This is a genomic window from Asticcacaulis aquaticus, assembly GCF_028550415.1.
GTDB classification, from domain to species: Bacteria; Pseudomonadota; Alphaproteobacteria; order Caulobacterales; family Caulobacteraceae; genus Asticcacaulis; species Asticcacaulis aquaticus.
This window is the reverse complement of record NZ_JAQQKX010000002.1, coordinates 149,561-176,284: the sequence shown is the minus strand read 5'-3', so window position 1 is coordinate 176,284 and position 26,724 is coordinate 149,561. Positions and strand designations below refer to the sequence as shown.

The 26,724-nt window shown below is 61.4% G+C and carries 26 protein-coding genes; 11 read left to right on the top strand and 15 right to left on the bottom strand.

The window, feature by feature from the left end; genetic code table 11:
* Positions 1-147: 147 nt before the first annotated feature.
* A complete protein-coding gene (exaC, locus tag PQU92_RS03930; protein WP_272746900.1) occupies positions 148-1,665 on the bottom strand; it encodes an acetaldehyde dehydrogenase ExaC in 1,518 nt (505 codons plus the stop codon).
* Positions 1,666-1,923: 258 nt separating this feature from the next.
* Here exaC and PQU92_RS03925 point away from each other — a divergent pair, with 258 nt between their 5' ends.
* On the top strand, positions 1,924-2,955 hold the full coding sequence (locus PQU92_RS03925) for a sigma-54-dependent Fis family transcriptional regulator (protein WP_272746899.1): 1,032 nt from the start codon (positions 1,924-1,926) through the stop codon (positions 2,953-2,955).
* On the opposite strand, the gene PQU92_RS03920 is transcribed toward PQU92_RS03925, so the two are convergent.
* The 4 genes from PQU92_RS03920 to miaA all read right to left on the bottom strand — a co-directional run bounded on the left by PQU92_RS03920 (position 2,952) and on the right by miaA (position 8,029).
* Positions 2,952-3,773 carry a HAMP domain-containing protein gene (locus PQU92_RS03920; RefSeq protein ID WP_272746898.1) on the bottom strand — a complete coding sequence of 274 codons (822 nt, stop codon included), beginning with the start codon at positions 3,771-3,773 and terminating at the stop codon, positions 2,952-2,954. The genes PQU92_RS03925 and PQU92_RS03920 overlap by 4 nt on opposite strands.
* Positions 3,774-3,996: 223 nt before the next feature.
* The gene (locus PQU92_RS03915; RefSeq protein ID WP_272746897.1) at positions 3,997-5,808 is read right to left on the bottom strand and encodes an IlvD/Edd family dehydratase; all 1,812 of its coding nucleotides are present in this window, start codon (positions 5,806-5,808) and stop codon (positions 3,997-3,999) included.
* A gap of 36 nt (positions 5,809-5,844) precedes the next feature.
* Positions 5,845-7,002, bottom strand: coding sequence for an aldose epimerase family protein (locus PQU92_RS03910; RefSeq protein ID WP_272746896.1), 1,158 nt, complete (start codon positions 7,000-7,002; stop codon positions 5,845-5,847).
* 160 nt (positions 7,003-7,162) lie between these two features.
* A complete protein-coding gene (gene miaA, locus PQU92_RS03905; protein WP_272746895.1) occupies positions 7,163-8,029 on the bottom strand; it encodes a tRNA (adenosine(37)-N6)-dimethylallyltransferase MiaA in 867 nt (288 codons plus the stop codon).
* Positions 8,030-8,101: 72 nt separating this feature from the next.
* On the opposite strand from miaA, the gene PQU92_RS03900 reads away from it, so the two are divergent.
* From PQU92_RS03900 to PQU92_RS03885, 4 genes are all read left to right on the top strand, one after another.
* The gene (locus PQU92_RS03900; RefSeq protein ID WP_272746894.1) at positions 8,102-9,199 is read left to right on the top strand and encodes an Mrp/NBP35 family ATP-binding protein; all 1,098 of its coding nucleotides are present in this window, start codon (positions 8,102-8,104) and stop codon (positions 9,197-9,199) included.
* A gap of 63 nt (positions 9,200-9,262) precedes the next feature.
* Positions 9,263-10,609, top strand: a complete 1,347-nt coding sequence (locus tag PQU92_RS03895; RefSeq protein ID WP_272746893.1) for a tetratricopeptide repeat protein — start codon at positions 9,263-9,265, stop codon at positions 10,607-10,609.
* 93 nt (positions 10,610-10,702) lie between these two features.
* Complete coding sequence (locus PQU92_RS03890) at positions 10,703-11,794, top strand: NADH:flavin oxidoreductase (RefSeq protein ID WP_272746892.1); 1,092 nt, start codon at positions 10,703-10,705, stop codon at positions 11,792-11,794.
* 82 nt (positions 11,795-11,876) lie between these two features.
* Complete coding sequence (locus PQU92_RS03885; RefSeq protein WP_272746891.1) at positions 11,877-13,154, top strand: hypothetical protein; 1,278 nt, start codon at positions 11,877-11,879, stop codon at positions 13,152-13,154.
* A gap of 34 nt (positions 13,155-13,188) precedes the next feature.
* Here PQU92_RS03885 and PQU92_RS03880 read toward each other — a convergent pair whose 3' ends face one another.
* Positions 13,189-13,707 (bottom strand): dihydrofolate reductase, encoded by a 519-nt coding sequence (locus PQU92_RS03880; RefSeq protein ID WP_272746890.1) that lies wholly within the window; start codon positions 13,705-13,707, stop codon positions 13,189-13,191.
* Between the two features lie 122 nt (positions 13,708-13,829).
* Positions 13,830-14,636: a thymidylate synthase gene (locus PQU92_RS03875; RefSeq protein ID WP_272746889.1), complete on the bottom strand. Its 807-nt coding sequence runs from the start codon at positions 14,634-14,636 to the stop codon at positions 13,830-13,832.
* 58 nt (positions 14,637-14,694) lie between these two features.
* Between PQU92_RS03875 and ilvC the strand changes: the two genes are divergently transcribed.
* Positions 14,695-15,693, top strand: a complete 999-nt coding sequence (gene ilvC / locus PQU92_RS03870; protein WP_272746888.1) for a ketol-acid reductoisomerase — start codon at positions 14,695-14,697, stop codon at positions 15,691-15,693.
* 18 nt (positions 15,694-15,711) lie between these two features.
* A complete protein-coding gene (locus PQU92_RS03865) occupies positions 15,712-16,371 on the top strand; it encodes a YiiX/YebB-like N1pC/P60 family cysteine hydrolase (protein ID WP_272746887.1) in 660 nt (219 codons plus the stop codon).
* 38 nt (positions 16,372-16,409) lie between these two features.
* On the opposite strand, the gene dapD is transcribed toward PQU92_RS03865, so the two are convergent.
* The 5 genes from dapD to argB all read right to left on the bottom strand — a co-directional run bounded on the left by dapD (position 16,410) and on the right by argB (position 20,415).
* The gene (gene dapD, locus PQU92_RS03860) at positions 16,410-17,270 is read right to left on the bottom strand and encodes a 2,3,4,5-tetrahydropyridine-2,6-dicarboxylate N-succinyltransferase (protein WP_272746886.1); all 861 of its coding nucleotides are present in this window, start codon (positions 17,268-17,270) and stop codon (positions 16,410-16,412) included.
* A 62-nt stretch (positions 17,271-17,332) separates the two neighbouring features.
* Positions 17,333-18,136: a DUF2145 domain-containing protein gene (locus tag PQU92_RS03855; RefSeq protein WP_272746885.1), complete on the bottom strand. Its 804-nt coding sequence runs from the start codon at positions 18,134-18,136 to the stop codon at positions 17,333-17,335.
* Positions 18,133-18,498, bottom strand: coding sequence for a hypothetical protein (locus PQU92_RS03850; RefSeq protein WP_272746884.1), 366 nt, complete (start codon positions 18,496-18,498; stop codon positions 18,133-18,135). The genes PQU92_RS03855 and PQU92_RS03850 overlap by 4 nt, the downstream gene beginning before the upstream one ends.
* Before the next feature lie 82 nt (positions 18,499-18,580).
* Entirely contained in the window at positions 18,581-19,237 is a 657-nt protein-coding gene (locus PQU92_RS03845; RefSeq protein WP_272746883.1) for a pyrimidine 5'-nucleotidase, read from the bottom strand.
* Between the two features lie 239 nt (positions 19,238-19,476).
* Positions 19,477-20,415: an acetylglutamate kinase gene (gene argB / locus PQU92_RS03840; RefSeq protein WP_272746882.1), complete on the bottom strand. Its 939-nt coding sequence runs from the start codon at positions 20,413-20,415 to the stop codon at positions 19,477-19,479.
* Between the two features lie 170 nt (positions 20,416-20,585).
* On the opposite strand from argB, the gene PQU92_RS03835 reads away from it, so the two are divergent.
* Positions 20,586-20,996: a cupin domain-containing protein gene (locus tag PQU92_RS03835; protein ID WP_272746881.1), complete on the top strand. Its 411-nt coding sequence runs from the start codon at positions 20,586-20,588 to the stop codon at positions 20,994-20,996.
* Between the two features lie 67 nt (positions 20,997-21,063).
* On the opposite strand, the gene rpmE is transcribed toward PQU92_RS03835, so the two are convergent.
* Positions 21,064-21,288, bottom strand: a complete 225-nt coding sequence (rpmE, locus tag PQU92_RS03830) for a 50S ribosomal protein L31 (RefSeq protein WP_023462067.1) — start codon at positions 21,286-21,288, stop codon at positions 21,064-21,066.
* A gap of 133 nt (positions 21,289-21,421) precedes the next feature.
* Between rpmE and PQU92_RS03825 the strand changes: the two genes are divergently transcribed.
* The 3 genes from PQU92_RS03825 (at position 21,422) to PQU92_RS03815 (ending at position 25,103) form a co-directional block, all read left to right on the top strand.
* A complete protein-coding gene (locus tag PQU92_RS03825) occupies positions 21,422-23,269 on the top strand; it encodes an ABC transporter transmembrane domain-containing protein (protein ID WP_272746880.1) in 1,848 nt (615 codons plus the stop codon).
* Positions 23,270-23,565: 296 nt separating this feature from the next.
* Positions 23,566-24,432, top strand: coding sequence for an oxidoreductase (locus tag PQU92_RS03820; RefSeq protein ID WP_272746879.1), 867 nt, complete (start codon positions 23,566-23,568; stop codon positions 24,430-24,432).
* 2 nt (positions 24,433-24,434) lie between these two features.
* Positions 24,435-25,103 carry a TetR/AcrR family transcriptional regulator gene (locus tag PQU92_RS03815; RefSeq protein WP_272746878.1) on the top strand — a complete coding sequence of 223 codons (669 nt, stop codon included), beginning with the start codon at positions 24,435-24,437 and terminating at the stop codon, positions 25,101-25,103.
* A gap of 59 nt (positions 25,104-25,162) precedes the next feature.
* Here PQU92_RS03815 and PQU92_RS03810 read toward each other — a convergent pair whose 3' ends face one another.
* A complete protein-coding gene (locus PQU92_RS03810) occupies positions 25,163-25,957 on the bottom strand; it encodes an inositol monophosphatase family protein (protein ID WP_272746877.1) in 795 nt (264 codons plus the stop codon).
* A gap of 180 nt (positions 25,958-26,137) precedes the next feature.
* Positions 26,138-26,707: an elongation factor P gene (efp, locus tag PQU92_RS03805; RefSeq protein WP_272746876.1), complete on the bottom strand. Its 570-nt coding sequence runs from the start codon at positions 26,705-26,707 to the stop codon at positions 26,138-26,140.
* Positions 26,708-26,724: the final 17 nt, after the last annotated feature.

Genomic DNA, 26,724 nt, shown 5'->3' with positions numbered 1-26,724 from the left:
CGACCCGCAAAGACTCCAGACCACGCTGCATTTCCTTCAAAATGCAGCGTGGTCTGGGCGCACGACCTCAGGGGCTTTGGGGGACGGCCCGCTTCGGGACAAAGCGCCGTGCGTCAGGGCGTCCGGGAGAGACGCCCTGTATCGGGGTTAGAAGAAACCAAGCTTCTGCGGCGCGTAGGAGACGAGGATGTTCTTGGTTTGCTGATAGTGATCGAGCATCATCTTGTGCGTCTCGCGGCCGATGCCTGACTGCTTGTAGCCGCCGAACGCCGCATGGGCAGGATAGGCATGGTAGCAGTTGGTCCACACGCGGCCCGCTTCGATGCCGCGCCCGGCGCGGTAGGCGATGTTCTGGTCGCGCGACCACACGCCCGCGCCGAGGCCATAGACCGTATCGTTAGCGATCTCGATGGCTTCCTCGACGGTCTTGAAGGTGGTTACCGACACGACGGGGCCAAAGATTTCCTCCTGAAACACGCGCATCCTGTTGTTACCTTCGAAGATGGTCGGTTTGATGTAGAAGCCGTCCTTAAGGTCGCCGGAGAGGCGGTTGGCTTCGCCCCCGGTCAGCACCTTGGCACCTTCGGACTTGCCGATATCGAGATAGCGCTGGATCTTGGTATATTGCTCCAGCGAGGCCTGCGCACCGATCATCGTGCCCATATCGAGCGGATCGCCCTGCGTGATGGATTCGACGCGGGCAATGGCCTTTTCCATAAAACGGTCGTAGATCGACTCGTGGACCAGCGCCCGCGAGGGGCAGGTACATACCTCGCCCTGATTGAGCGCAAAGAAGGCGAAGCCTTCGAGCGCCTTGTCGAGGAAGGCATCGTCTTCGTTCATCACGTCGGCGAAGAAAACGTTCGGTGACTTGCCCCCCAGTTCCAGTGTGATGTTGGTCAGGTTGTCGGCGGCGGAACGCATGATGTCCTTGCCGACGGCGGTCGAGCCGGTAAAGGCGATCTTGGCAATACGCGGGCTTTTGGCCAGGGGTGCGCCCGCCTCGATACCGGTACCATTGACGATGTTGAGCACGCCGGGCGGCAGCAGGTCGGCGATCAATTCGGCCACGACAAGGATCGAGGCCGGGGTCTGCTCTGCGGGTTTCAGCACGACGCAGTTCCCGGCGGCCAGCGCCGGCGCCAGCTTCCACGCCGCCATCAGGATCGGGAAGTTCCAAGGGATGATCTGACCGACCACGCCCAGCGGCTCATGAAAATGATAGGCGACGGTATCGTGGTCCAGTTCGCCGATCGAGCCTTCCTGCGCGCGGATGCAGCCGGCGAAGTAACGGAAGTGGTCGATAGCCAGCGGAATGTCTGCGGCGGTGGTCTCCCGCAATGGCTTGCCATTGTCCCAGGTCTCGGCCTCGGCGATGGTGGCGAGGTGGCTTTCGATGCGGTCGGCAATCCTGAGCAGGATGTTCGAGCGTTCGGTGACCGAGGTCCGGCCCCACGCGGCCTTCGCCTTGTGCGCAGCGTCGAGCGCGCGTTCGATGTCCTGCGCGTCGGAGCGCGGGACTTCGCACAGTTTCTGTCCGTTGACCGGCGAAATATTGTCCATGTAACGGCCATTGACCGGCTCGACCCAGTCGCCGCCGATGAAATTGCCATAGCGCGTCTTGAACGGCGTAGCGGCGGAAATATCGCGTTCATGCTTGGTCATTTGCTTTGTCCTTCGTATGGTTTGGTTTCCCCTGAGAATTTTAGTCTGCGCCTGCCTGAAACCGTCCGGCAATCAAAAGCCGCGATGCTGCGGCGCGGCATCACGCGCCTTGTGATCGTAAGGGTTTGCGGGGTGTCGCGCCCTGCGTCAGGGGTGTCGCAGGTGTCGCAAATTGCGACAGGTGACAGGGTAAAAAAGAGGGCGCATAATGGCCGCAAACCGGTCGTAAGAATGGACCGAACCTACCGGGAGACGCTCATGACCGTCATGGATGCCGCTCGCGTCGAAGCGGCGCGCAAGGTGTTTTTCGAGCAGCGCAGCCTGCCCGTCGATCAGGTCAATCACGCCATTCTGCGTTCGTGGATGCGTTGCGCCGACATGGGCCTCGATGCGCGCCGGGCCCCACCCGCCGAGGCCCCCAGCGCGTCGGATATCCGTCATCTGCATGAACGCTATGAAGCTCTGCGCCGGATTTCCCGCCCGGAACTGGACGCGCTCTATTCGGAGGCGCGCGACCTGTCGGGGATCGTCATTCTGACCAATGCCAAGGGTGAAATTCTCGATGCGGTGGGAGACGCGACCTTCGCCGGAAAAGCCGCCGAAGTGGCGCTGCGTCCCGGCGCCCTGTGGAGCGAGGACGGCACGGGGACCAATGCCATCGGCACGGCGATTGCCGAACGGCGCGGCGTCTCGGTCAATGGCGCGGAACATTATTTTCAGGTGCATGGGGTCTTAAGCTGCGCCGCCACGCCGATCATCGATCCGCGCGGGGCGGTGCTGGGGGTGCTCGATATCTCGACGCCCGCCAGCGTACAGGGCGCACACATGCTGGGTTTGATGCGGTTGGCGGTCGAGCAGATCGAACACCGCCTGTTCCGCGAAGGTTTCGAGGATTGCCGCACCCTGCGCTTTCACAGCGATCCGGGTCTTTTGGGCGCGGTGCGCGAAGGCATATTGGTCCTGCGCGACGATGTGGTGGTGGGCGCTAACCGACGCGGCCTGTCGCTGATCGGGCGCAACTGGGACGATCTCGATCAGGTGCGTCTGGGTGATCTGTTCGATGGTGCACCGAATAGCACCGGACGGCTCAGGGGGCATGATGGGCGCGACTATTTCAGCCGTTGCGACGATAGCGGGCGCGGGGTTTTGGCCGCCGCAGAGACTTTGGACAACGTGGAAACCGCCGCCATTCGTCGGGCGCTTGAGGCTCACGGCGGTAATGTCAGCGCGGCGGCGCGGGCCTTGGGCATTCACCGTTCGACGATCTATCGCAAAGCCGGGCTTGTCTAATCCAAAAGTATCTGGCGGTCGGCTTCGCGCTGGGCCTCTATCACGGCCTCGGCTTCTATGGCATGGGCCTTCAACCGGGCCACGGCGCGCCAGACCTGCGCCAGTTCGTCCTGGCCGTCGGTGTCGGGAACCGGTGTGTCCAACTGGCCTTCCGACAGGCCGATGATCGTTCCCGCCAGATGGCGCAACGGTTTGTTGATGAAGTTGACGATCAGCCACAGCGACACCACACTGATGACAACGATGGCCAGAAGGGCGGCCAGCAGGAAGGTAATGGTGCGGTCGGCGTTAAAGGCAGCGGTCCGGTCCTGACTGGCGGTCAGTTCCTTGCGTGAATCGGCCACCAGCCCGTCAAGATGCGACTGGAACCGGATGCGATCGGCGCGGTCGGTCAGGCCGAGCGCGCGCGCCTCTTCGATGCGCCGTTGGGTCGCCAGTGCCGCCAGATTGCGGCGAACGCTGATGAACTTGCCGACCAGCGGTTCGGTGGTTTTCAAACGCGCCCGATCGTCCGGGTCTTTCGATGTGCGCCAGTCGGCCAGCAGCAGTTCCATGGCGTCGAGATTGCCGGTCAGCTTGCCCGCGAAATCGTTGGCTTCGGCCTGATTGCGGGCGCTGTAGATGCCGCGCGATTCCATGACGACATTGCTGACGAGATGGTTGAGGCGCTCGATATCGTAGGTATGTTCATAGGCGCGGCCATATTCGCCGATCATGTCGCGGTACTGGGCGATGGTCACCAGCCCCAGCGCGGTTATGGCCAGCGCCATGGCCGCGAAGACGGCGACCAGCGCGAAGATGCGGGCGCGGATAGACATGGCGGTTCCTCTCGGTAACTATGGTTCGTGACTTTGCACGACGGCCCATTCTGCGGGGCAAGGTGAGTGTAAGAGGAAAATTGTAAAAAGGATATTTAAGACAATTAATCTCAATATCCAGAATTACAGAAATTTATTGCGCAGAAAAACCGCCGAAGGTTAAAACTCCGGCGGCTCATTCTGTTCCAAGTAACGGTCCTAGGCCCGTGGCCTAGTGCCAAAATCAGTGGTTGTCGCGGGGGACACCGATGCCGATCTGAGCGATACGCTGATACTTGACGGCGTTTTCCAGCACCATGCCCGAGCCCATCTGGCCGACGACACCGCGCTGCATTTCCTGCCACGGCGTCTGGTGCGCCGGGTACTGGAAGCCACCGGCGGCCTCAAGGGCGGTACGGCGGTCGGCGATCTCTGCGTCGGAGATCAGGACGTTGACCGTGTTGGCATTGAGATCGACGCGGACCTTGTCGCCCGTTTGCAGGATGGCGAGGTTTCCGCCCGCCGCCGCTTCCGGCGAGGCGTTGAGGATCGACGGAGACCCGGACGTGCCCGACTGACGACCGTCGCCGATACAGGCCAGCGAGGTCACGCCGCGCTTGAGCAGGTAGTTCGGGGCGCGCATATTGACGACTTCGGCGGCCCCCGGATAGCCGATCGGACCGGCACCACGCATGAACAGGATGCAGTGTTCGTCGATAGCCAGCGACTCGTCGTCGATGCGGTGGTGATAGTCTTCCGGGCCGTCGAAAACGATGGCGCGACCGGTGAAGGCGTTGGGCGAGGCCGGATCGGAGAGGTAGCGCTCGCGGAATTCCGGCGAGATGACCGAGAACTTCATGACGGCGCTGTCGAACAGGTTGCCGCTAAGGACGCGGAACCCGGCGGCCAGTTTCAACGGCTGCTCGAACGGACGGATGACGCGTTCGTCCTCGATGATGGCGTCCTTGCAGTTCTCGCCAATGGTCTTGCCGTTGACGGTCAGCGCGCCCTCATAGATCAGGCCCTGCTTGATAAGCTGGCCCACAACCGCGGGAACACCGCCCGCATGGTGGTAGTCTTCGCCTAGATATTCACCGGCGGGCATCAGATTGACCAGCAACGGCACCTCTTCGCCGTACTCCTGCCATTCCTCGACTTTCAGCTCGACGCCGATGTGACGGGCGAGTGCGTTGAGGTGGATGGGGGCATTGGTCGAGCCGCCGATGGCCGAATTGACGCGGATGGCGTTGATGAAGGCTTCCTTGGTCAGGATGTCCGACGGCTTGAGGTCTTCGTGGACCATGTCGACGATGCGCTGACCGGTGCGGTAGGCGCATTCCTGACGGTCGCGGTGCGGTGCGGGGATGGCGGCGGAGTAGGGGAGTTGCATGCCCAGCGCTTCGGCCAGGCTGTTCATGGTCGTCGCCGTGCCCATGGTGTTGCAGTAGCCGGTGGACGGGGCCGAGGAGGCGACCAGTTTGATGAAGCCCTGATAATCGATTTCACCGGCGGCCAGCAGTTCGCGGGCCTTCCATACGATGGTGCCGGAGCCGGTACGCTCACCCTTGTACCAGCCATTGAGCATGGGCCCGACGCTGAGGGCGATCGACGGGATGTTGACGGTGGCGGCGGCCATCAGGCAGGCTGGGGTCGTCTTGTCGCAGCCGATCGTCAGGACGACGCCGTCGAGCGGGTAGCCGTAGATCACCTCGACGAGGCCGAGATAGGCCAGGTTGCGGTCGAGACCGGCGGTCGGGCGCTTGCCGGTTTCCTGAATCGGGTGGACCGGGAACTCCAGCGGGATGCCGCCGGCTTCGATGATCCCGTCGCGAATGCGCTTGGCCAGTTCGAGGTGATGGCGGTTGCACGGGCTCAGGTCCGACCCCGTCTGGGCAATGCCGATGATCGGCTTGTCAGACTGAAGCTCCTCCAGCGACAGGCCGAAGTTCATGTAGCGCTCAAGATAAAGCGCGGTCATGTCGGCATTGTCGGGATTGTCGAACCACTGGCGCGAGCGCAGCGTGGTCTTGGAGCGGGGTACGGCGTTCTGAGACATCGGTATGGGGATCTTTTTTATATAGAGACAGAAGGATTATTTGGTGACGTACAGGTGGTGGACCGTCGTCTGGGTGTAGGTTTCGCCGGGGTTCAGACGCGTGGTCGGGAATTTCGGCTGGTTCGGGCTGTCGGGGAAGTGCTGGGCTTCGAAGGCCACGGCGTCGCCCATGCGGGTGACCTGACCGCCCTTGCCCGGGACCTTACCATCGAGGAAGTTGCCGGTGTACATCTGGATGCCCGGTTCCGTCGTCAGGATTTTCAGACCGCGACCGGACTTGGCGTCGGTGAGCGTAACGGCCAGACGCGGGGTCTTGGTCACACCGCCGCGCAGGACGTAGTTGTGGTCGATGCCGAGGCCGACGAGGATCTGCGGGTCGCGGGCGTCGCGGACGCGGCTGTCGATCAGCGCCGGCTTGGTAAAGTCGAACGGCGTGCCCTTGACCGGGGTGATCTCACCCGACGGAATGGCGGTGTCCGATGTCGGCAGATAACCGTCCGATTCCAGTTGCAGCGTGGCGTCGAGCGCCGAGCGGCCCGAATTGACGCCGCCGAGGTTGAACAGCGAGTGGTTGGTCAGGTTGATGACGGTCGGCTTGTCGGTCGTCGCCTTGTAGGTGACGGTCAGGTCGTTGGTCTCGCTGAGGGTGTAGGTCACCTCGACCTTGACCGTGCCGGGATAGCCTTCCTCACCGTCGGGCGAGGTATAGGCCAGCGTCACCGAGGCGGCCCCCGCCGCGCCGCCGGACTTCACGTCCTTGACAGTCCAGTTGACCTTGTCCCAGCCCTTAAGGCCACCGTGCAGGTGGTTGCCGTTATTGTTGGTGGCCAGGGTATATTCCTTGCCGTCGATCGAGAACTTGCCCTTGGCGATACGGTTGGCGTAGCGGCCCACCGTGACGCCCGTATATTGCGGCGTCTCGACATAGCCGTTGATCGTGTCGTAGCCGATGACGACGTCGGCGATCTTGCCGGCGCGGTCGGGCGTCTTCAGCGATTGCAGGGTAGCGCCGTAAGAAATGACCTTGGCCGTGACGCCCTTGGCGTTTTTCAGCACGACGGCCTTCACCTCGGTCCCGTCGGCCAGCTTGCCGAACGATTCGCTGGTGGCGGTGGCGGCGAACGCGCCCGTGGTCAGGCCGAGGCCAGCCAGAACGATACCGGCGGCCAGCGCCGTGGAGGTGGAGAATGTCATGCCTTAGGCCTTTCCATGAAGGGATTGCGTTTCCTGAACACGCTGCCGCGTCTTGTCGCGGCTTATGGTGATGATTAGACCTTGGTTTTTAGTCAGACAATAGAAAACTTTATAAAATTAATTATCGTACAAATCAAGCGGGGTTGCGGTCACGGTGTAATTATCTTTGCGCGAACTGATTGCCGAAAAAGGTCGTCTGGCGCTTGGCGTAGTTGCGGGTTTTCTGTTTCGCCAGATCGCGGGCGGCATCGAGCGTCATGTCGCCGCGCAGATACGCCCACAACTCCGCCAGACCCAGGATACGCAGTATCGGCCAGTCGGCTTGCAGGCTGCTGGCCACAAGGGTTTCGACCTCATCCAATGCCCCTTGGGCCAGCATCAGATCGAACCTCAGATCGCAACGCGCATAGAGCCAGTCGCGGTCGGGTTTCAGGATGTCGAGCCTGTAGCGGCCTTGCGGAAGAAGCGGCACATTGCGTTTCTGCCAGTCGCTGAGCGCCGTGCCGGTCTGCCAGACGACTTCCAGCGCGCGGGTCAGGCGTTGACGATCGTTTGGGGCGATACGCGCCGCCGCATCGGGATCAAGCGCGCGCAGCAGGTCGCGCACCACGGTTTCCCCTTCGTTTTCGTAGGTCTGGCGCGCGCGGAGTCGCACCGCGTCATCGATCTCAGGGATTTCGGCCAGCCCACGCGTCAGGCTGAGGAAATAAAGCCCGGTGCCGCCGACGATGCACAGGGGCTGCTCCCCACGCAAAGCCGCCTCGATATAGGGCGTTGCCGCACGAACCCAGTCGCCGGTGGACCATAACTGATCCGGTCCCAGCACACCGTACAGGACATGCGGGGCCTGCGTTTCATCGGCCGCATCGGGCCGGGCGGTGAGGGTCGGCACATCGCGATAAAGCTGCATCGAGTCGGCATTGAGGATGACGCCGCCGGTTTCAGCCGCCCATGCCAAGGCGCGTGCGGATTTGCCCGAGGCTGTCGGGCCGCCCAGCAACAGAATGTGAGGCGCTTTGTCAGTCATGAAACGCGAAAAAAGGTTGTGCCAATTCCGTTTCAGCCTATACGGCGCACAACACTGTATGGATAGACAAAAATGGCCAGCCTCGACAAACAGACCGTCCTCGACGCCCTCGATACGATTGCCGATCCGGTGACCGGTAAAGGCCTGACAGCGGCGGGGCTGGTGCGCGGGCTGGTCCTGTCACCGGGTCGCGTCGGTTTCATGCTGGAGGTGCCGCAAGAGGAAGTGACGCGCTTCGGGCCGGTGCGGGACGCTGCAGAGACTCTGCTGGCTGGTTTGCCGGGCATTGAGAAGGCGCAGGTCGTCCTGACCGCCGAAACCGAAGCGCCCACTCAGCCGCGTCCGGAAACCAAAGCAAAGCTCTCGCCTCAGGCCGCTGATCAGGGCAAGCCGAAGGCGCCGGTCGCCACGGCGCGTCCCGATCACGTCAGACACGTCGTCGTCGTGGGCTCCGGCAAGGGCGGGGTCGGCAAGTCGACCGTGTCGCTCAATCTGGCTTTGGGCCTTAAACGCCTCGGCCTGCGTGTCGGCTGGCTCGATGCCGATATCTACGGGCCGTCGGCGCCGGTCATGCTGGGGATCACCACGCCGCCGACCTTTGACGATAACAAGCATATGGTGCCGCCGGTGGCTTTCGGATTGAAGGTCAATTCGGTCGGTTTCCTCGTCGATGCCGATCAGGCGATGATCTGGCGCGGACCGATGGCGTCGCAGGCCCTGACGCAACTCCTGACCCAGACGGCATGGGGTAGCGCTGATGTCCCGCTCGATGTGCTGATCGTCGATCTGCCGCCGGGTACGGGCGACGTACAACTGACCCTGACGCAGAAGACGCTGATCGACGGCGCGGTGGTGGTCTCCACGCCGCAGGACATGGCCCTGATCGACGCCCGCCGTGCCGTGACCCTGTTCGGCAAAACCGGGACGAAGGTGCTGGGGGTCGTCGAGAACATGGCCTATTTCCTCGGTGCCGACGGTACGGCGATCGAGATTTTCGGTCGCGGCGGCGCGCGCAGGATGGCCGAGGGGCTGGACCTGCCGTTCCTTGGCGAAGTGCCGCTCGATCCGGGCTTACGGCAAGCGTCGGACGATGCCGCACCTTTGCAAACCGGCGTCATGGCCGAGCGGTTCGATGAGATGGCGAAGGCTCTGTGGGCGCAGTTGACCTAAGCAGGCGCTTCATGCTTGTGTAGGGGCATAATACGCGCCGGGGAGGCGTGATCGAGGGGGAATATGAATTCGAATACAGCCTTGGCTATTGTGCTGCTGACGACGGCGATGGCTTGTACGGCCGAAGCCCAGACGCAGAGTTCCCGCGACTTTCAGGATACCTACGGGACGGCTTCGGGAACCCAGGATTATAGAGCGCGTCGCGACGCAGAAAAGGCCGTTGCCCTGCCGCAGGTCGATACAGACGTGGCCGAAGCGATCCGGAAGAAGGATTATCCCTATCTTCTGAAGCGGTATGACAAGGACTGTAGCAAGGCCGTCGCCACGGGCGCAAAAAGCAAGAACCTGCCGGAACGGGCGACACGCCTGAACCGGACGCCGCAGGCGCTGCGAAGCTGCCATGATCTGGCGGACATGTACCGCAAAGGGCTGGGGGTTCCCGCCGATATAGTGAAGGCAACGGAACTCTATACCCAGTCCATGTATCTGGGGGTTTCGACCTCTCAGGACGTCCTGATCGGCATGGCGCCCGATCCACAGGCGCGCATCGCCCTCATCACCAGCATGGCCACAAATCCGCGTCTGGGAGTCGATAACCGCTGCCTTGCGACCCGTCTGCTGGCAGAGCTCTACGTCAAAGGCGATGGCGTTGCTAAGGATCTGCATGAGGCTATGAAGTGGCATCGCCTGTGTTACGACAGCGCGGGCGATTTGATCGATACGGTGATGCCTGACTTTGTCCTGACGGGTGCCCTGAGGCTGATCGATCTTTATACGCTTCCCGATCCGCAGCTTCGTAATCTACCTGAGGCTTTGACGATTGCGGAACGGGTGATCGCGTCGAAGGGTACTGTCGAAACGCGCGGTCTGGCGCAGGCGCGGTATCAGGCCGGCCGCCTGCTGTATAACGGCGAGGCCGGGCCCAAGGATCAGAAACGGGGCGTGGACCTTCTCGAAAAGGCAGGTGGTGCGGGCCATGTGGACGCAATGCTTCTGGTTGCCGAGATATACGATCGCGGTGAGGGCGTTGTGATGGACAAGGCAAGAGCCGCGCTTTGGCTGGATGATGCCGTCTCTGCTCGCAATCCCCGAGCGCTGTATCTAAAAGGACAAAAGGTCCATGCCGCTAACGACCGGATAGGTGCCAAGACATTATGGCTCGACGCCGCCAGGGAAGGGCATGTCGAGGCGCAATATGCGCTGGGCCAGTATTTTCTCAACGACACGGCCAAGACACCGAACGATCAGGCCAATGCCTATGTCTGGCTGGATGTGGCGGCCCGTAACGGGCATCCGCAAGCGGGCGCTGCGCGCGACGCTTTGAAATCGCAACTGCCGCCGGAATTGCTCAAGGCCGCCGAAGGGGCGGAGGTCAATTTGCTCAAGGCCTACCCCAAGATCATCGGCTAAGTTTTTCCACAGGGCGTTTCTTTGGGTGTTTCTTGCGGGTGCGAAAAGCGTAACTATATCAGGATCGGTTACTTATCCGCCGGAGCCGCGCCCATGTCGCTGAACACCCTTCTGTCGCCCTACGCCCTGAAATCGCTGAACCTGCCGAACCGCGTGGTCATGGCACCCATGACGCGTCAGTTTTCACCCGGCGGCGTGCCGACCGATGACGTCACCCGATATTACGAGCGCCGCGCCGAGGACGGTATCGGCCTTATCCTCACGGAAGGGACGGTGATCGAGCGTCCGGCCTCGAAGAACGAGCCCAATATCCCGAATTTCTTCGGCGAGGCGCTGACAGCGTGGGGCAAGGTTGTCGAAGCCGTCCATGCTAAGGGTGGGCGTATCGCGCCGCAACTCTGGCACACAGGCGCGGCGGCCAGCCAGAGCGGCTACGATCCGGCCCCCAAGGATACGCCATCAGGCCTGAGCCTGACGGGCGAACAAAAGTGGGCGCCGATGACCGACGCGGCGATTGCCGACTCCATTGCTGCCTTCGGGTGCGCGGCGAGTGACGCTAAACGGCTGGGGTTCGACGCCATCGAACTGCACGGCGCGCACGGCTACCTGATCGATGAGTTTTTCTGGGATCAGACCAACCGCCGCGGCGATCAGTGGGGCGGACCGACCATCGGTGAGCGCACAAAATTCGCGTCTGAGGTCATCAAGGCCGCCCGCGCCGAAGTCGGGCCGGACTATCCAATCATCATCCGTATTTCGCAATTCAAGGGCGGGGTTTATGATGCCCGCGTCGTGACGACCGAAAACGATCTCGAAGCCTGGGTGCGTCCGCTGCTCGATGCCGGTGCCGACATCATCCATGCCTCGCAGCGCCGCTTCTGGGAGCCGGAATTCGAGGGTTCGGATCTCAATTTTGCGGGCTGGGTCAAGAAACTGACGGGCGCACCGGTGATCACGGTCGGCAGCGTCGGCCTGAGCGGCGACTTCATCAGCGCCTTCGGTGGCGAGCATTCCAGCCCGCAGGGGATCGAGGAACTGTTGCGTCGACTGGATCGCGGCGACTTCGATCTGGTGGCCGTGGGGCGCGCTATTCTGGGTGATCCGACGTGGCTGACCAAGATCAGCGCCGGTCGTCACGAGGAATTGAAGCCGTTCGACCGTTCGGCCTTGGCGACCCTCGTATAATTCCCCAATTTGGTATTGCGGCTGTCATCAACCCTTCCTAGGATAACGTCGTTCATATTGTTATTATCGGAAGGGTTGGGACATGCGTATCAAGACCGCAGCTATGATTGTGGCCAGCTCAGGCCTTGCCCTGACGACGGCCCATTCGGCGACGCAGCCGAAACAGGTGGTCACCGGACCGGTGGCTGAATATTGGATGGACACCACAACGCGGACCGGCTTCGCACTCGGTGGCGGCAAGCCGAGCATGGGCTCGATGATGAGCACCATGATGGGCGGCGGCGATAAGGTCCACCACGACCTCAAGCTGGAACTCTCCTCGAAAACAGCCGCCACGGGCGAGGCCAAGGCCGATCACTTCGTGCCGTCGGCGCTTGGCATGGGGGCCAGCCTGCCGCTCTATTTCAAGACCACGCCCACCAAACCGGGGAAGGTCGAGGAAGGGCCGGGCACCCATACCTACGATCCACCCAAGGGCAAGATTCTGATCTATTGGGGTTGCGGTGAAAAGGCCCGTCCGGGTCAGCCGGTGGTGGTCGATCTGTCGAAACTGACGGCGACCGACGCGCGTCTGGCGGAGTTTCAGAAACTGACGGCGTCGACGGTGAAGATCAATACCGTTGTCGGACCGCTACCGTCGACCTCGACGACCTATGGCGAATGGCCGAACGTCAAGCACAACAAGGGCCTGCCGGGACAAAGCTCGATCGCCGGGGCGCATACGATCAAGGGGAATTACAGCCCGGACATCGCCTTCAATCTGACACCCCAGCAGGATTTCATGGCGCCGCTGGAGCTGACGTCGAATGCCCCGGTGGCATCGGGCGCGGTAAACCTGGCGTGGAACGCCGTCGGTAATTCGACCGGCTATTTTGCCTCGACCATCGGCGGCGACGGCAACACCTTCGTGTTCTGGAGTTCGTCGGAGGCGCAGGCCGGTCTGATGGCGATGAGCCTGATGGCCGATTATTTGCCACCCGCGGAGGCTCAGCGTCTGGTGACGCAAAAGGTGCTACTGTCGCCGCAGACCACGACCTGCGCCGTGCCGGCCGAAGTCTATAAGGCCGCGCCCCAATCGATGCTCAGTCTGACGGCGTTTGGCGGCGAGACCAATCTCAGCTATCCGCCGCGCCCCACCGATTTGAAGGTGCCGTGGAATATCCAGTGGACGGTCAAGGTGCGCTATCGCTCCTCGACTGGCGGGCTGCTGGGGCAGTCGATGCAGGACATGATGGGTGGCGCGCAAGCGGAGGCCGAATCCGAAGCGTCGTCCTCGGCCAAGCCCGAAGAGAAGAAAAAGAAGAAGTCGATGCTGGGCGACATGATCAAGGAAGGCGTCAAGTCCAAGATCGGGTTTTAGGACTTCCCTTCTCCCCGGTTACGGGGAGAAGGGGTTACCGGTTTCGCTCATAAACCTTCAGCGTGAAATCGAAATCGTCGCCGTCGCCTTTTTCGACGAACTCCGATTTGGTTTCTGTCCACACCGCCGGATCGATTTCCGGAAAATGCGCGTCACCGTCCAGCGTCGTGTGGACCAGCGTTACATAGAGCCGGTCGGCCTTGCCGATGGTTTGAGCGTAGATATTGGCGCCGCCGATGACCACCACCTCATCCGCACCGTCGTCCGCCGCGTGTTCGCGCGCGATCTCCATCGCCTCGAACAGGGTTTCGCACACCACGGCCCCCTCGGCCTCGAACTTAGGATCACGCGAACAGACGAGGTTCAGCCGTCCCGGCAGCGGCTTGCGCGGCAGCGAGTCCCAGGTGTTCGAGCCCATGATGATCGGCTTGAACTGGGTAATCGCTTTGAACATTTTCAGGTCGGATCGCAGATGCCAGGGCAAGCTGTTGTCGCGCCCGATGACGCGGTTTTCGCTCATGGCCACGATAAGGGATAGTTTGGGACGGGGCATATTTAACCTTAATCCCCTCGCCCCTATGGGGAGAGGGTTAGGGTGAGGGGGATAACACTAGAGGAGTGGCCCCCTCATCCGCCGCTTTGCGGCACCTTCTCCCCACAGGGGCGAAGAAAAAGTTATACTGCCACCGGCGCTTTCAACGCGCCATGCGACTGGTAATCGATCAGTTCGATATCGGCATAGTCGAACCCGAACAAATCCGTCTTGGGGGCTAGTTTCAGCGTCGGGAACGGCAACGGATTTCGGGTCAGTTGCGTCGTCGCCTGTTCCATATGGTTGGAATACAAATGCACGTCGCCGAAGCTGTGCACGAAGTCGCCGACCTCAAGGCCGACCGCTTGAGCCACCATATGCGTCAGCAGAGCGTAGGAGGCGATATTGAACGGCACACCTAAGAACACGTCCGCCGAACGCTGATAAAGCTGGCACGACAGTTTCCCTTCGGCCACGAAAAACTGGAACAGGCAGTGGCACGGCGGCAGAGCCATGTCTTCGACCTCGGACGGGTTCCAAGCTGAAATGACGTGGCGGCGGGAATAGGGATTGGTCTTCAGGTTCTCGATCAACTGCGCCATCTGATCGATGACGCGACCGTCGGGGGCGGCCCAACTGCGCCACTGCTTGCCATAGACGGGACCAAGGTCGCCGTTCTCATCGGCCCATTCGTCCCAGATGGAAACCCCGTGGTCCTTGAGGTACTTCACATTGGTGTCACCGCGCAGGAACCACAGAAGCTCGACCGCCACGGATTTGAAATGCACCCGCTTGGTGGTGAGGAGCGGAAAACCCTTTGAAAGATCGAAGCGAATCTGCCGCCCGAACGCCCCGGTCGTGCCTGTGCCTGTGCGATCCATGCGTGTCACGCCATTGTCCATGAGGTCGCGCACGAGATCGAGATACTGATATTCGGGGTGTCGGGTCATGGCGCGCTACTCTATAGGGGGTACGATTCTGCGACGATTATAGTGAGGAGTTCGCCCCATGTCATTGCCCGTCTATTACGACCGCGATTGCGACCTGAGCGTCATACGGGGCAAGAAACTGCTCATCGTTGGCTATGGCTCGCAGGGGCGGACTCAGGCGCTCAATGCCCGCGATTCCGGCGTGGTCGAGATCAGGGTCGCACTTAAACCCGACAGCGATACCCGCGCGAAAGTGTGGGCCGATGGCCTGAGTGTGGTGACGGTCGAAGAGGGTGTTCAATGGGCCGAGGTCATCGTCATCCTGACCTCGGACGAGGCGCATCAGGCCCTGTTCCGCGATCAGATCAATCCGCATCTGCGCGCCGGTCAGGCCCTGATCTTCGCGCATGGCCTGTCGGTCAATTTCGGGCTGGTCACGCCGCCCGCAGATGTGGATGTGTTGCTGGTCTCACCCAAGGGGATCGGGCCGCGCATCCGCGACATCTATGAGGCGGGCGAGGGGGTCTTCTGCCTGTTCGCCGTGCATCAGGATACCACAGGTGAAGCCAAATCCATCGGCCTGTCGTTCGCGGCGGCCTTGGGTTGCGGGCGCAAGGGGATACTGGAGACCACCATGAAGGCCGAATGCGAAAGTGACCTGTTCGGCGAGCAGGTGGTACTATGCGGCGGGACGCGCGAACTGGTCACGACGGCCTTCGATACGCTGGTCGCGGCGGGCTATCCGCGCGAAGTGGCGTGGTTCGAGACGTGTTACGAACTGAAGCTGGTCGTCGATCTGTTGTGGGAGCGCGGCATGTCGGGGGGCTTCGAAAAGATTTCCAATACGGCGGAATATGGGGCCTATCTGACCGGCCCGCGCATCATCGGTGACGCCTCGAAAGCGGCGATGGACGACGTGCTGAAAGACGTTCAGTCGGGTGACTTCGTGCGCGCTCTGATGGCCGATTACGATGCGGGGGCGGTGGATTTGAAGCGCCGCCGCGCGGCCCTGGCGAATAACGCGCTGGATGATACCAAGCGTTATCTGGACGAAGTGGCGGATAAGGCTAAACTCTAACGTCGGTCAGGGGGGAACATGGGTAAAATCTGGAAAGTCGTCGGGCTCATTTTGTGTATCGGGCTGGCCGTTAGTGTCTGGCGCTGGAATGCGTCCACGCCGGAATGGCGCGACGGCGATCTGATTTTCCAAACCTCGCGCAGTCAGCAATCGAAAGCCATCCTGCTGGCCAGCCGTAGCCTTTATACACATATGGGGATCGTCAAACGCACGCCCGATGGCTGGGTTGTTGTCGAGGCCGTCGGGCCGGTCAAGGAAACGCCGCTCAAGGCATGGGTTGCGCGCGGCAAGTTTGCCCGTTATGCCGTCTATCGCCCAAAGCGGCTGACCGAGGCCCAAACACGCAAAGTCTTTGCTGCGGCTAAGGCGTTGTACGGTCGCCCTTATGATATCTATTTCTCGTTCGATAATCGCAGCATCTATTGCAGCGAACTGGCCTATCTGGTGTTTAAACCGGTTGGCATCGAACTGGGGCAGCGGCAGCCTATCGGTCAGTTGGGCGTCGGCGAAGGCGCAGCTCGTAAACTTATTGCGCAACGCGCCGCTAAGGATCCGGACTGCAAAGGCTTATCGCCCGACGCCTGTATCGCTCGCATTATGTCGCGCGAACTGGTTACACCGGTCAGCATCGCCCGTGATGCCGAGGTGCGGAAAATCTACTCCAACTACCCGATCTGAAACACCCTCCGAGGTGAAGCCTCGGAGGGTGAAGAAGATTAGTCCCGCAGCAGTTCGTTGATGCCGGTCTTGCTGCGCGTCTGGGCGTCGACCCGTTTGACGATGACGGCGCAGTAGAGGTGCGGCGCGTTCGGGTTCTTGTCGTTCGACGACGGCATGGAACCGGCGACCACGACCGAATAGGGCGGGACTTCGCCGTAGAAGACTTCGCCGGTGGCGCGGTCGACGATGCGGGTCGATTGACCGATATAGACGCCCATGCCCAGCACCGAGCCTTCGCGGATGATGACGCCTTCGACGACTTCGGAACGCGCGCCGATGAAGCAGTTGTCCTCGATGATGGTTGGGTTGGCTTGCAGCGGCTCAAGCACGCCACCAATGCCGACGCCGCCGCTCAGGTGAACGTGTTTGCCGATCTGGGCGCAGGAACCGACGGTCGCCCACGTATCGACCATGGTGCCTTCGCCGACATAGGCGCCGATATTGACGAAGGACGGCATCAGGACGACGTTTTTAGCGACGTGCGCGCCGTGGCGGACGATGGCGCCCGGCACCGAGCGGAAGCCGGCGTCCTGATAGTCTTCGGCGCTCCACTTGGCGAACTTGTTCGGCACCTTGTCCCAGAACGGCCCGATCGGGGCTTGCTCGAACAGGCCCCGGCCCGTGTGCATCAGTTCGTTGGCATTGAGGCGGAACGACAGCAGGACGGCTTTTTTCAGCCACTGATGCACGACCCATTCGCCATCGACCTTTTCGGCCACGCGGAAGCGGCCGTTGTCGAGCAGACCGAGCGCCTTTTCGACGGCGTCGCGGACCGAACCGGTGGTGGACGGCGACAGGGTGTCGCGGATTTCCCAGGCGGCTTCGATATCGTCGTGGAAGGCGGCGAGGTCGGACATGGCGGGTCTCTCATCAATCGGAAAAGGAATGAGAGAGGCCTTAAAGGGTTAGGCCTGATGGATCAAGCCCTGTTGAGGATATAGGCCTGTGCCGCCAGCCCCCGTTCCAGCATGAAGGCCGACAGGCTCTCATAGGTCGCCGTTCGGACCGGGCCCTTGTGGTCGTCCGTTCTCAGACGCGGGTCGGCGGCCGGTCCCAGCGCGCGCTGCAGGAACCCGGCCTTGACGAGCGTCGGTTGAAAATAGGCCCGGAGATTGGCCTTGATCTGTGGGTAAGATGTCGTTTCCCACGCGGATGCCGCCACCACGTCGAGCAGGAATTCGACGCAGTTCTGATAGCGTGGATCCCACGGGTTCGAGACCAGGGCATAGTCGCGGATGTGCAGGCGATCATAGGCCGGGGTGCCGATCAGCCCGTAGAGGCGGCGCTGCATTTCGGGCGTCGGGATAATGATGCCGACATCGTTTTCGGCCGTAACCGCGGCGAAGTTGAGCGGAAAATCCTGCTTGAGGTATGACCGGGTGACCGGCAGGGTTTTGCCGTCGCCATGGTAGAGATTATAGACCGCGTACCCCTTCAGGACGCGACCGTCGGAGGTCTCTATATCGCGATAGACCCAGAAGGCGCCATGCGTATAGGCGATGCCGGGGGGTAACTTGCCGCGCGGTCGGCTGGTGCGGAAGACGATGGCGACGCGCGCACCTTTGGCGGCAAGGTCGGTCTCGATCTGTTTGGCGAAGCGCGCGGCGTCGGACGGGCTGAGGTGGACAGCGGGATTGGCGGCGCTGTCGCCCGACTCGTCGCCGGCGAAGGCAGGCGTTACCAGCAGCAGACCCGCGGCCAGAAAGGCCGGGAGCGATTTCACTGGGCTGTCTTCTGGGGTGTCTTTTGTGCCGGTTTGGCGGGCTTTTGTGCGTCATAAGGCACGTCGGGTGCGGCCTGTGCGACGACGGTTTCCTTCGTGACCGGCAAAGGGGCATTGGCTTCGTCCCACAGGGTTTCGCCGGAATCGCGCACGGCTTCGCCACCGCTCTGGGCCGAGGCACCGACCAGAATGATCGGCAAGGCGACGCTGCCTGCAGCGACCAGCACGCCGGCCCCCGACAATTCGGCGCTGGCGTTTGCGGTCCGGCCGGACGCCCGGGAGGCGTTCTCCAGACTGTCCTGCGCGGCGGCAGGCAGGGCCAGAGCGGTTATGAGACAGGCGAGGCTTAGGGTTCTGGACATGAACGGGACTCCCAATGCCACAAATGGCAATTGTGAACATTGTTCATTTTCGAGCGCGCGTCAAGTTAAATTTGAACGACGTTCAATTTTGGGACAGAAAGGCTTTCAGCGACGGGGCGCGGACGTGGATGAAAGCGTCGGTATTGGCTTCGGCGTGTGGCCCGACGAGGATCGTGGTCATGCCCAGGTCGTGGGCGGGCCTGAGGTTCTTCGGGCTGTCTTCGAAGAAGGCCGTTTCCGGACCGGTGACCGCGTGTTTCTGCATCATGCGATGGAAGGTGGCGAGGTTCGGCTTGGGGATCAGATCGGCGTGGCCCAGGTGGAACACGTCCTCGAACAGGTGCGTCATCTCCAGCTTGTCGAGGATGCGATAGGCGTGGTTCTCGTCGCCATTGGTGAAGACCAGCTTGCGGCCTTCGAGGGCCGTGATGGCGGCGTTCAGGTCGTGATCGGGCAGGAGATTGTCGAGCGAGACGTCGTGGACCTCGTTCATGAAGGCATAGGGATCGATGCTGTGATAGGCCATCAGCCCCGCCAGCGTCGTGCCGTGCTCGTAGAGGTACTTCTTCTGAAGCTCAAAGGCTTCCTGTCTGGCCAGTCCGGTCTGACGCATGACGAAGGCGGTCATCTTGCCTTCGACCAGCGCCATCACCTCGGCCTCGGGCGGATAGAGCGTGTTGTCGAGGTCGAACAGCCAGGTCGAGACGTGCGGCAGGGCAGCGGGAGAAGTTACGGTCATCCCGTAAGCTTCGGTGTTTGGCATTCAAATTTCAAGCAGTTTGACGAAGCGTTGCGTTAGCACAGAAAGATTTGACCACGAAAAACACTAAAAACACGAAAAGGCAGGTTGATAGTATATAGCCCGAAGGGCTTTAACGATTGTGTGGCGCATATAGTCATCTCAGCGCTTCGCGCAGGAATTGCAGCACCATTTTCGTGCTTTTCGTGTTTTTCGTGGTTAAAAATTCTTAAATCAACTCAGTCCCGCGTGATCAGCGTACCGGCACCGTGTTCGGTGAACAGCTCGACCAGCATGGCGTGCGGGCGGCGGCCGTCGAGGATAACCACGGCCTCGACCCCGGCATTGATCGCCTCGATCGCCGTTTCCAGCTTGGGGATCATGCCGCCGACGGCGACACCGTCCTCGATCAGCTGACGCGCTTCGGAAACCGTCATCTGACGGATCAGATCCTTGTCACCGTCCAGCACACCCGCGATATCGGTCAGCAGCAGCATGCGCTTGGCGTTGAGTTTACCCGCGACCGCCCCGGCGACGGTATCCGCGTTGATGTTGTAGGTGTGGCCGTCCTCGCTGACGCCGATGGGGGCGATGACCGGCACGTAGTCGTGTTCGGCATCGCCGATCAGGGTGCGGATCAGCTTATCGTCGACGACCTTGGGTTCGCCGACATAGCCCAGATCGACGACCTGTTCGATCATCGAGTCCGGGTCTTTTTTGGTGCGCGTGGCCTTATCGACCAGCAGCAGGCCGGCGTCCTTGCCCGACAGGCCGACGCCGCGCACATCGGCTTCGCGCCCGGCCTGCGTGATCCAGTTGGCGATTTCCTTGTTCACCGCACCCGACAGGACCATCTCGGCGATTTCCATCGTCGCTTCGTCGGTGACGCGCAGGCCGTCAATGAAGGTCGATTTGACGCCCGCGCGATTGAGCATGGCCGAAATCTGTGGCCCACCGCCGTGGACGACGACCGGATGGATGCCCAGAAGCTTAAGCAGCACGATATCCGAGGCGAACAGCTTGGCTACCGCTTCGTCGCCCATGGCGTGACCACCGTATTTAATGGTGACGATTTCGCGGTCGTAGATCTGGATGTAGGGCAGGGCCTCGGCCAGTGTACGGGCGGTGGCCCAGCCTTTTTCTTCGAGTTGCGCGTCGGATTGGGTCTGCTTGATCATTTCGGGTGTAAATTACCTCAGGATTACGCCGTCCGGCGTATCAGCAAAGGGTGACAGGTATATGTCGCGGCGCATACAGGATATGGGGGCGGCTGTCATGCGGTTTATTGAGCCTGAGTGACAAAGCGGGTGTATCGCCTTAGGCTGGGCCGTCTGCCAAAGGAGCGTTCATGACCGCCGATGCCATCATCACCCGTTTGAATCTCAGGCCGCATCCCGAAGGCGGGCACTATGCCGAGACCTTTCGCGATGCAGACGACGGACGGGCGGCGTCTTCGGCGATCTATTATCTGCTGAAAGCGGGGGAGCGGTCGCACTGGCATCGTATCGACGCGGTCGAGGTCTGGCACTATTACGCGGGGGCACCGTTGCGGCTTAGCCTGCACCATGGCGGGCGTGGCGAGGACATCATACTTGGCCCTGATATTCTGAACGGTCAGCGTCCTCAGGGTGTCGTGCCGGTGGGCGGCTGGCAGGCGGCGGAGAGTCTGGGGGACTGGACTCTGGTCGGATGCACGGTCGCACCGGCCTTCGAATTTGCCGGATTTGAAATGGCGCCGGACGGTTGGGCGCCGGAATGAAAAATCCGGCCCAGTTGCCTGAGCCGGATAATTTCCAAGGATCGGTTGTCCCTGTGGGCGGTGCCCACTACTTCTTAAGGAAGCCACCGAACTTGTTGTTGAAGCGCGATACGCGACCGGCGCGGTCGAGCAGGGTGCCGTTGCCACCGGTCCACGCCGGGTGCGTGCGGGGGTCGATGTCGAGGTTCAGGACGGCGCCTTCTTTGCCGTAGGTCGAACGCGTCTGATAGGACGAACCGTCCGTCAGGGTGACCGTGATCCAGTGATAGTCGGGGTGACCGTCTTTTTTCATGTCTTTGATCCTTAAAAACGTCCGGCCAGCAGGGATGCGGACGCAAAGAAAGGTGATGCCGGGAATAGCGAAGGGCGCTCCTTACAGGAAGCGGCGTTGCGGCGCAAGGGATAACCCTTTAAGGAAACCCATTATGACCGATCAGACACAGCCGACCGCCGCAGACGCCCATAAAGACCGCCCCGGATCGGGCGCGGAGCTGGTGGGACAGCTCAATACCGCCGCCGGCGGGCGTGAGAAAACCCGCGACCTTAAACCACTGATTCACCTGTGGCCCTATATTGCGGCCTCGAGGATCGATGCGCTGGGGGCGGTGCTGTTCCTGCTGCTGTCATCGGGGGCGACCTTTGCCCTGACGGGCGCGTCGCGGTTCCTGATCGACAACGGATTCGGGTCGCGCAATGCCACGCAACTGAACTTCTGGTTCCTGATCGTTGCCGTGGTGGCGCTGGTGCTCGCGCTCGCGACGGCCCTGCGCTACTTCTATATCACCAAGCTGGGTGAGCGCGTCGTCGCCAATCTGCGCAAGGATGTGTTCAGCCATATCCTCAGCCTTGATCCCGGCTTTTTCCTGAAAATCCGTACGGGCGAAGTCGTGTCGCGCCTGACGACCGATCTGCAGATCGTCGATACGCTGGTTTCGACCTCGATTTCGGTAGCGCTGAGAAACGGCATTTCGTTCATCGGCGGCCTGATCCTGCTGATGTTCGTCAGCCCCAAACTGACCCTGTTCGTACTGTGCATCTTCCCGGTCGTGCTCGTGCCACTGTTCACCTTCGGCAAGCGTGTGGGCAAGCTGACGCGGCAGACGCAGGACAGCTTCGCCAATGCCGTCGGCACCGCGGGTGAGACGCTGGATGCGCTCGAAACTGTGCAGGCCTTCGTGCGCGAAGACTATGCGCGCGGTAGGTTCGCTGAGGGCGTGGAAACCGCGTTCAAACTGTCGCTCAAGCGCATGGGGGCACGCGCCTTCATGACGGCGCTGGTTATCTCGCTGGTCTTTGGCGGTGTGGCCTTCGTGTTGTGGCTGGGGTCGCGCGCGGTCATCGCCGGGGACATGTCCGAAGGGACGCTGATTCAGTTCGTCATGTTGTCGGTACTCGTCGCGGGCTCAGTCGGTTCGCTGTCGGAAACCTGGGGCGACGTGCAAAAGGCCGCTGGCGCTATGGCGCGTATCGATGAGCTTCTGGGCTCGAAGTCTACCATCGTCGCGCCCGCGCATCCGCAGGCCCTGCCGGAACCGGCGCGCGGCGAGATCGTGTTCAGGGATGTCGATTTTGCCTATCCGGCGCGCCCGGATCAGCGTGTGCTGAAAGGGTTCAGCCTCGATGTAAAGGCGGGGGAGACTGTGGCGTTGGTCGGGCCGTCAGGGGCCGGGAAGTCGACCGTGTTCAAGCTTCTGCTGCGTTATTACGAGATGAGCGGCGGCACCATTTCGCTCGATGGCGTCGATATCACGAAGGCCGATCCGAAGGCCGTGCGCGAGCGTCTGTCGCTGGTGGCGCAGGACGCGGCGCTGTTTTCGGCCTCGGCGGCAGATAATATTCGCTTCGGTCGCGCTGACGCCAGCGACGAGGACATCCGTGAGGCCGCGCAAAAGGCGCAGGCGCTGGGCTTCATCGAGGCCTTGCCGGAAAAATTCGGTACGGCTCTGGGCGAGCGCGCCAAATCGCTGTCCGGCGGGCAGAAGCAGCGTCTGTCGATTGCGCGGGCCCTGGTCCGCCGCGCGCCGGTCCTGCTGCTCGACGAGGCGACCTCGGCGCTCGATGCCGAGAATGAGCGTCTGGTGCAGGATGCGCTGAACGAAGCCATGAGCGAACGCACGACTTTGGTTATCGCTCACCGTCTGGCCACGGTCCTCAAAGCCGACCGCATCGTCGTGATCGACGAAGGCCGCGTGGTTGAACAGGGATCGCACGACGAACTGGTGATGAAGGGCGGGCTTTATGCGCGTCTGGCGGAGCTTCAATTTAACAGTTAAGCGCCGTCCGATTCGCCTGAATCGCGAATTTAAACTCCGGACGCGTTAGCGATATCAAAGGTGACGGTTTTATTATACCGCATACGGAACGTTGCTCGGTAAAATATAACTCTAGCGTGCATTTTTATCGCCAATAAAAACAATTGGTTGCAAAATAAATCATCTTTTACGGCTGGGCACAATTGAAATACTAAACGTTCCGTATTATATCGTCCTCATCCGGCGCGTGGCGTAAGAGCCGGTTTTTCATGGCCTTTTCCTCCCCCGCATAAAGGCCTGTTCAGGACATTTGCACCTTGTCACACGATCTTCTCGAACCGGAGGATCAGGCGCATCGCGTCTGGTTCATCACCGGCACGTCTCAGGGCTTCGGCCACGAGCTGACCCGCATCGCGCTGGAGCGCGGTGATTTTGTGGTTGCCACCTCGCGCACCCCCGGTGCCGTGCGCGCAGCGTTTCCCAACCATGCCCACGCGCTTGTGGCGCTTGAAATGGATGTCAATGACGCGACCGCCATTCAGGCCGCCGTCGATACGGCACTGCACTGCTTCGGTCATATCGATATTCTCGTCAACAATGCCGGTTTCGGCCTGCTCGGCGCTGTCGAAGAAGCGTCGGACGTGGAAACGCGCGCTCTGTTCGACATCAATCTGTTCGGCCTTCTGGGCGTGACGCGCGCCATCCTGCCGCACATGCGCGCCCGCCGTCAGGGCCATATCGTCAATCTGTCGTCCATCGCCGGCCTTGTCGGCAGCGCGGGCTGGGGCCTCTATAATGCCAGCAAGTTTGCGGTCGAAGGCCTGTCCGAAGCTCTGGCGCAGGAACTGCGTCCGCTCGGTATCGGCGTCACGGTGATCGAGCCGGGCCCGTTCCGCACCGATTTTCTCGGCGGTTCGCTGGGCGCGACTCAGCGTATCATCGAAGACTATGAGGTCAGCGCCGGTCAGGCGCGCCGCTACCGCGACACCAACCATGGCGTTCAGGCGGGCGATCCCGCGCTGGGCGCCGAGGCCATGTTCAACGCCGTCACCTCCGCCAACCCGCCGCTGCACCTCGTGCTGGGCCAAGGTGCCTATGAGCGGGCGGTGAAGAAACTGGAAACCCTTCAGGCCGAACTGGCGGCCTGGCGTACTGTAAGCTTTTCGACCGATAAGGCCGCGTAATCATGACCACCTATACCGGCGACGTCTCCGCCGTTTCCGAACCCGTCCTGCCCGTCAAGCGTCCGCGTGGGCGCCCGCGGTCCGAAAGTGCGCGCGATACCATCCTCAAGGCGACGATGGAATTGCTGGAGCAGGGGACCTTGCGCGAAATGACCGCCGAGGCCATCGCCAAGAAGGCGGGCGTGTCGAAGGCGACCCTGTATAAATGGTGGCCGAACAAGACCTATATCGCGTTTGACGCCTTCATGGCGCGGGTGAAGATGGAAGTCGCAACGCCCGATACCGGTTCGGCCGAGCGCGACTTCCTGATTCAGGTGCGCGAGGCCATGGCCTTCTATTCGTCGCCGGCGGGCCGGACCCTGGCGCAGCTTCTGGCCGAAGGGCAGGGTGATGCCAACTTCCACGAGGTGCTGCTGGAGCGCTTCCTTACCCAAAGAAAGGAAGAGGTGGCGGTCATGTGGCAGCGCGGTGTCGACCGTGGCGATATTTGCGCTAATATCGACCGTCAGATGGGTCTCGACATCCTCTACGGGACGATGATGTTCCGCTTCCTGTCCGGCCGGTTCAACATGATGAACGCCGAAGAGGCCGAAAAGCTGGTCAGGACGGCTTTCAGAGGGTTTGCACCGAACATGCGAGTCACTGACGACGAGGTCTGGATCGAAGCGTAAAAACAAAAAAAGCCCGCCGGTACGGACCGGCGGGCTTTTTTTGTTGCTTGGTATCCGACTTACTTCGCCAGATGTAGCTTGTCGAGGAATTCGGGGTAAAGGTCCAGATTGCAGGCGATCATCTCGCCGGTGACCATTGGCGACTGATCGGAGTCGATCGAGGTGACCTTGCCGCCCGCTTCGGTGATCAGCAGGATGCCCGCCGCCATGTCCCACGGTTTCAGGCCGCGTTCCCAGTAGCCGTCGACACGACCGGCGGCGACCATGGCCAGGTCGAGCGAGCAGGCGCCAAGACGGCGGATGCCGACCGTGCGCTGCATGATCTGGTGCAGGTCCTTGAGGAATTGCGCGTGGCCGGTCTTGCCGATGAACGGCGCGCCGGTGGCGATCAGGCATTCGTCGAGGTTGCGGCGCGCCGAGACGCGCAGGCGCTTGTCATTGTGGTAAGCGCCCTTCCCCTTTTCGGCCCAGTATAGGTCGTTGGTCACCGGATTGAACGTAACCCCGGCGACGATTTCACCTTCGCGCTCCAGAGCGACGGTGCAGGCAAAGACCGGGATGCCGTGCATGAAGTTGGTCGTGCCGTCGATGGGATCGACGATCCAGCGGTGCGTCTTGTCGGTGCCTTCGTGGGCGCCTTGCTCTTCCCCGAGGAAGCCATAGCCGGGGCGCAAACGCAGCAACTCTTCGAACAGGGCGGCTTCGACGCGCTTGTCGGCGGCGGTGACGAAGTCGCCGGGGCCCTTGCGCGAGACCTGAAGTTCCGAGACTTCGCCGAAGTCGCGCGCCACGCCTTTGCAGGACTTGCGGATGGCGGAGACCATAGCCTGAATGAGGGCGGATTGAAGAACCATTGGGTTTTCCTTCATCCTCCCCTGCGTGAGCGGGGGAGGTGGCATTGAGCGAAGTGAAATGACGGAGGGGGCAAAACCGTCGGTAATGCCCCCTCCGTCGCAAATAAGTTGCGACCAACGCTGGCGAAAGCTGTACTTTCGCTGGCGCTATACCCCCGCTCACGCAGGGGAGGATGTTGGTTAGTCGGCGCGCTTCATATATTCGCCGTCGGCGGTCGAGACGACGATGCGCTCGCCCACGCCCATGAACGGCGGGATCATGACGCGCATGCCGTTGGAAGCCTTGGCGGGCTTATAGGACGACGACGCGGTCTGACCCTTGATGGTGGGCTCGGTTTCTATGACCTCAAGGATCACGGTGTCCGGCAGGGTGATCGAGATCGGGCGCTCGTCGTGGAATTCGAGGATGACGATCATGCCGTCGTGCAGGTACTGGATCTGGTCTTCACCGACCCAATCCTTGTGCAGGCTGATCTGCTCGTAGTTTTCCTGATCCATGAAGACCAGCATGTCGCCGTCTTCGAACAGGTACAGGTGATCCTTTTGCTCCAGCGTAACGCGGTCGACCGTGTCTTCCGAACGCAGGCGCTCGTTGAGCTTGGTGCCGGTGATCAGGTTCTTCAGTTCGACCTGAGCAAAGGCGCCGCCCTTGCCGGGCTTCACGTGAGCGGTCTTGACGACCGACCACAGGCCGCCCTGATATTCCAGAACCATGCCGGGTTTGATCGTATTGGCGTTAATTTTGGGCATAAGGATATGACTTGTCA

Excerpts from the sequence above, each read along its gene's own strand:
- exaC (WP_272746900.1), bottom strand. The coding sequence starts at position 1,665 with ATGACCAAGCATGAACGCGATATTTCCGCCGCTACGCCGTTCAAGACG.
- argB (WP_272746882.1), bottom strand. The coding sequence starts at position 20,415 with ATGATCAAGCAGACCCAATCCGACGCGCAACTCGAAGAAAAAGGCTGG.
- rpmE (WP_023462067.1), bottom strand. The coding sequence starts at position 21,288 with ATGAAAAAAGACGGTCACCCCGACTATCACTGGATCACGGTCACCCTG.
- PQU92_RS03885 (WP_272746891.1), top strand. The coding sequence starts at position 11,877 with ATGCGTATCAAGACCGCAGCTATGATTGTGGCCAGCTCAGGCCTTGCC.
- efp (WP_272746876.1), bottom strand. The coding sequence starts at position 26,707 with ATGCCCAAAATTAACGCCAATACGATCAAACCCGGCATGGTTCTGGAA.
- PQU92_RS03895 (WP_272746893.1), top strand. The coding sequence starts at position 9,263 with ATGAATTCGAATACAGCCTTGGCTATTGTGCTGCTGACGACGGCGATG.
- PQU92_RS03880 (WP_272746890.1), bottom strand. The coding sequence starts at position 13,707 with ATGCCCCGTCCCAAACTATCCCTTATCGTGGCCATGAGCGAAAACCGC.
- PQU92_RS03875 (WP_272746889.1), bottom strand. The coding sequence starts at position 14,636 with ATGACCCGACACCCCGAATATCAGTATCTCGATCTCGTGCGCGACCTC.
- PQU92_RS03850 (WP_272746884.1), bottom strand. The coding sequence starts at position 18,498 with ATGTCCAGAACCCTAAGCCTCGCCTGTCTCATAACCGCTCTGGCCCTG.
- ilvC (WP_272746888.1), top strand. The coding sequence starts at position 14,695 with ATGTCATTGCCCGTCTATTACGACCGCGATTGCGACCTGAGCGTCATA.
- PQU92_RS03900 (WP_272746894.1), top strand. The coding sequence starts at position 8,102 with ATGGCCAGCCTCGACAAACAGACCGTCCTCGACGCCCTCGATACGATT.
- PQU92_RS03890 (WP_272746892.1), top strand. The coding sequence starts at position 10,703 with ATGTCGCTGAACACCCTTCTGTCGCCCTACGCCCTGAAATCGCTGAAC.
- PQU92_RS03815 (WP_272746878.1), top strand. The coding sequence starts at position 24,435 with ATGACCACCTATACCGGCGACGTCTCCGCCGTTTCCGAACCCGTCCTG.
- miaA (WP_272746895.1), bottom strand. The coding sequence starts at position 8,029 with ATGACTGACAAAGCGCCTCACATTCTGTTGCTGGGCGGCCCGACAGCC.
- PQU92_RS03915 (WP_272746897.1), bottom strand. The coding sequence starts at position 5,808 with ATGTCTCAGAACGCCGTACCCCGCTCCAAGACCACGCTGCGCTCGCGC.
- PQU92_RS03865 (WP_272746887.1), top strand. The coding sequence starts at position 15,712 with ATGGGTAAAATCTGGAAAGTCGTCGGGCTCATTTTGTGTATCGGGCTG.
- PQU92_RS03825 (WP_272746880.1), top strand. The coding sequence starts at position 21,422 with ATGACCGATCAGACACAGCCGACCGCCGCAGACGCCCATAAAGACCGC.
- dapD (WP_272746886.1), bottom strand. The coding sequence starts at position 17,270 with ATGTCCGACCTCGCCGCCTTCCACGACGATATCGAAGCCGCCTGGGAA.
- PQU92_RS03845 (WP_272746883.1), bottom strand. The coding sequence starts at position 19,237 with ATGACCGTAACTTCTCCCGCTGCCCTGCCGCACGTCTCGACCTGGCTG.
- PQU92_RS03810 (WP_272746877.1), bottom strand. The coding sequence starts at position 25,957 with ATGGTTCTTCAATCCGCCCTCATTCAGGCTATGGTCTCCGCCATCCGC.
- PQU92_RS03925 (WP_272746899.1), top strand. The coding sequence starts at position 1,924 with ATGACCGTCATGGATGCCGCTCGCGTCGAAGCGGCGCGCAAGGTGTTT.
- PQU92_RS03910 (WP_272746896.1), bottom strand. The coding sequence starts at position 7,002 with ATGACATTCTCCACCTCCACGGCGCTGGCCGCCGGTATCGTTCTGGCT.
- PQU92_RS03835 (WP_272746881.1), top strand. The coding sequence starts at position 20,586 with ATGACCGCCGATGCCATCATCACCCGTTTGAATCTCAGGCCGCATCCC.
- PQU92_RS03920 (WP_272746898.1), bottom strand. The coding sequence starts at position 3,773 with ATGTCTATCCGCGCCCGCATCTTCGCGCTGGTCGCCGTCTTCGCGGCC.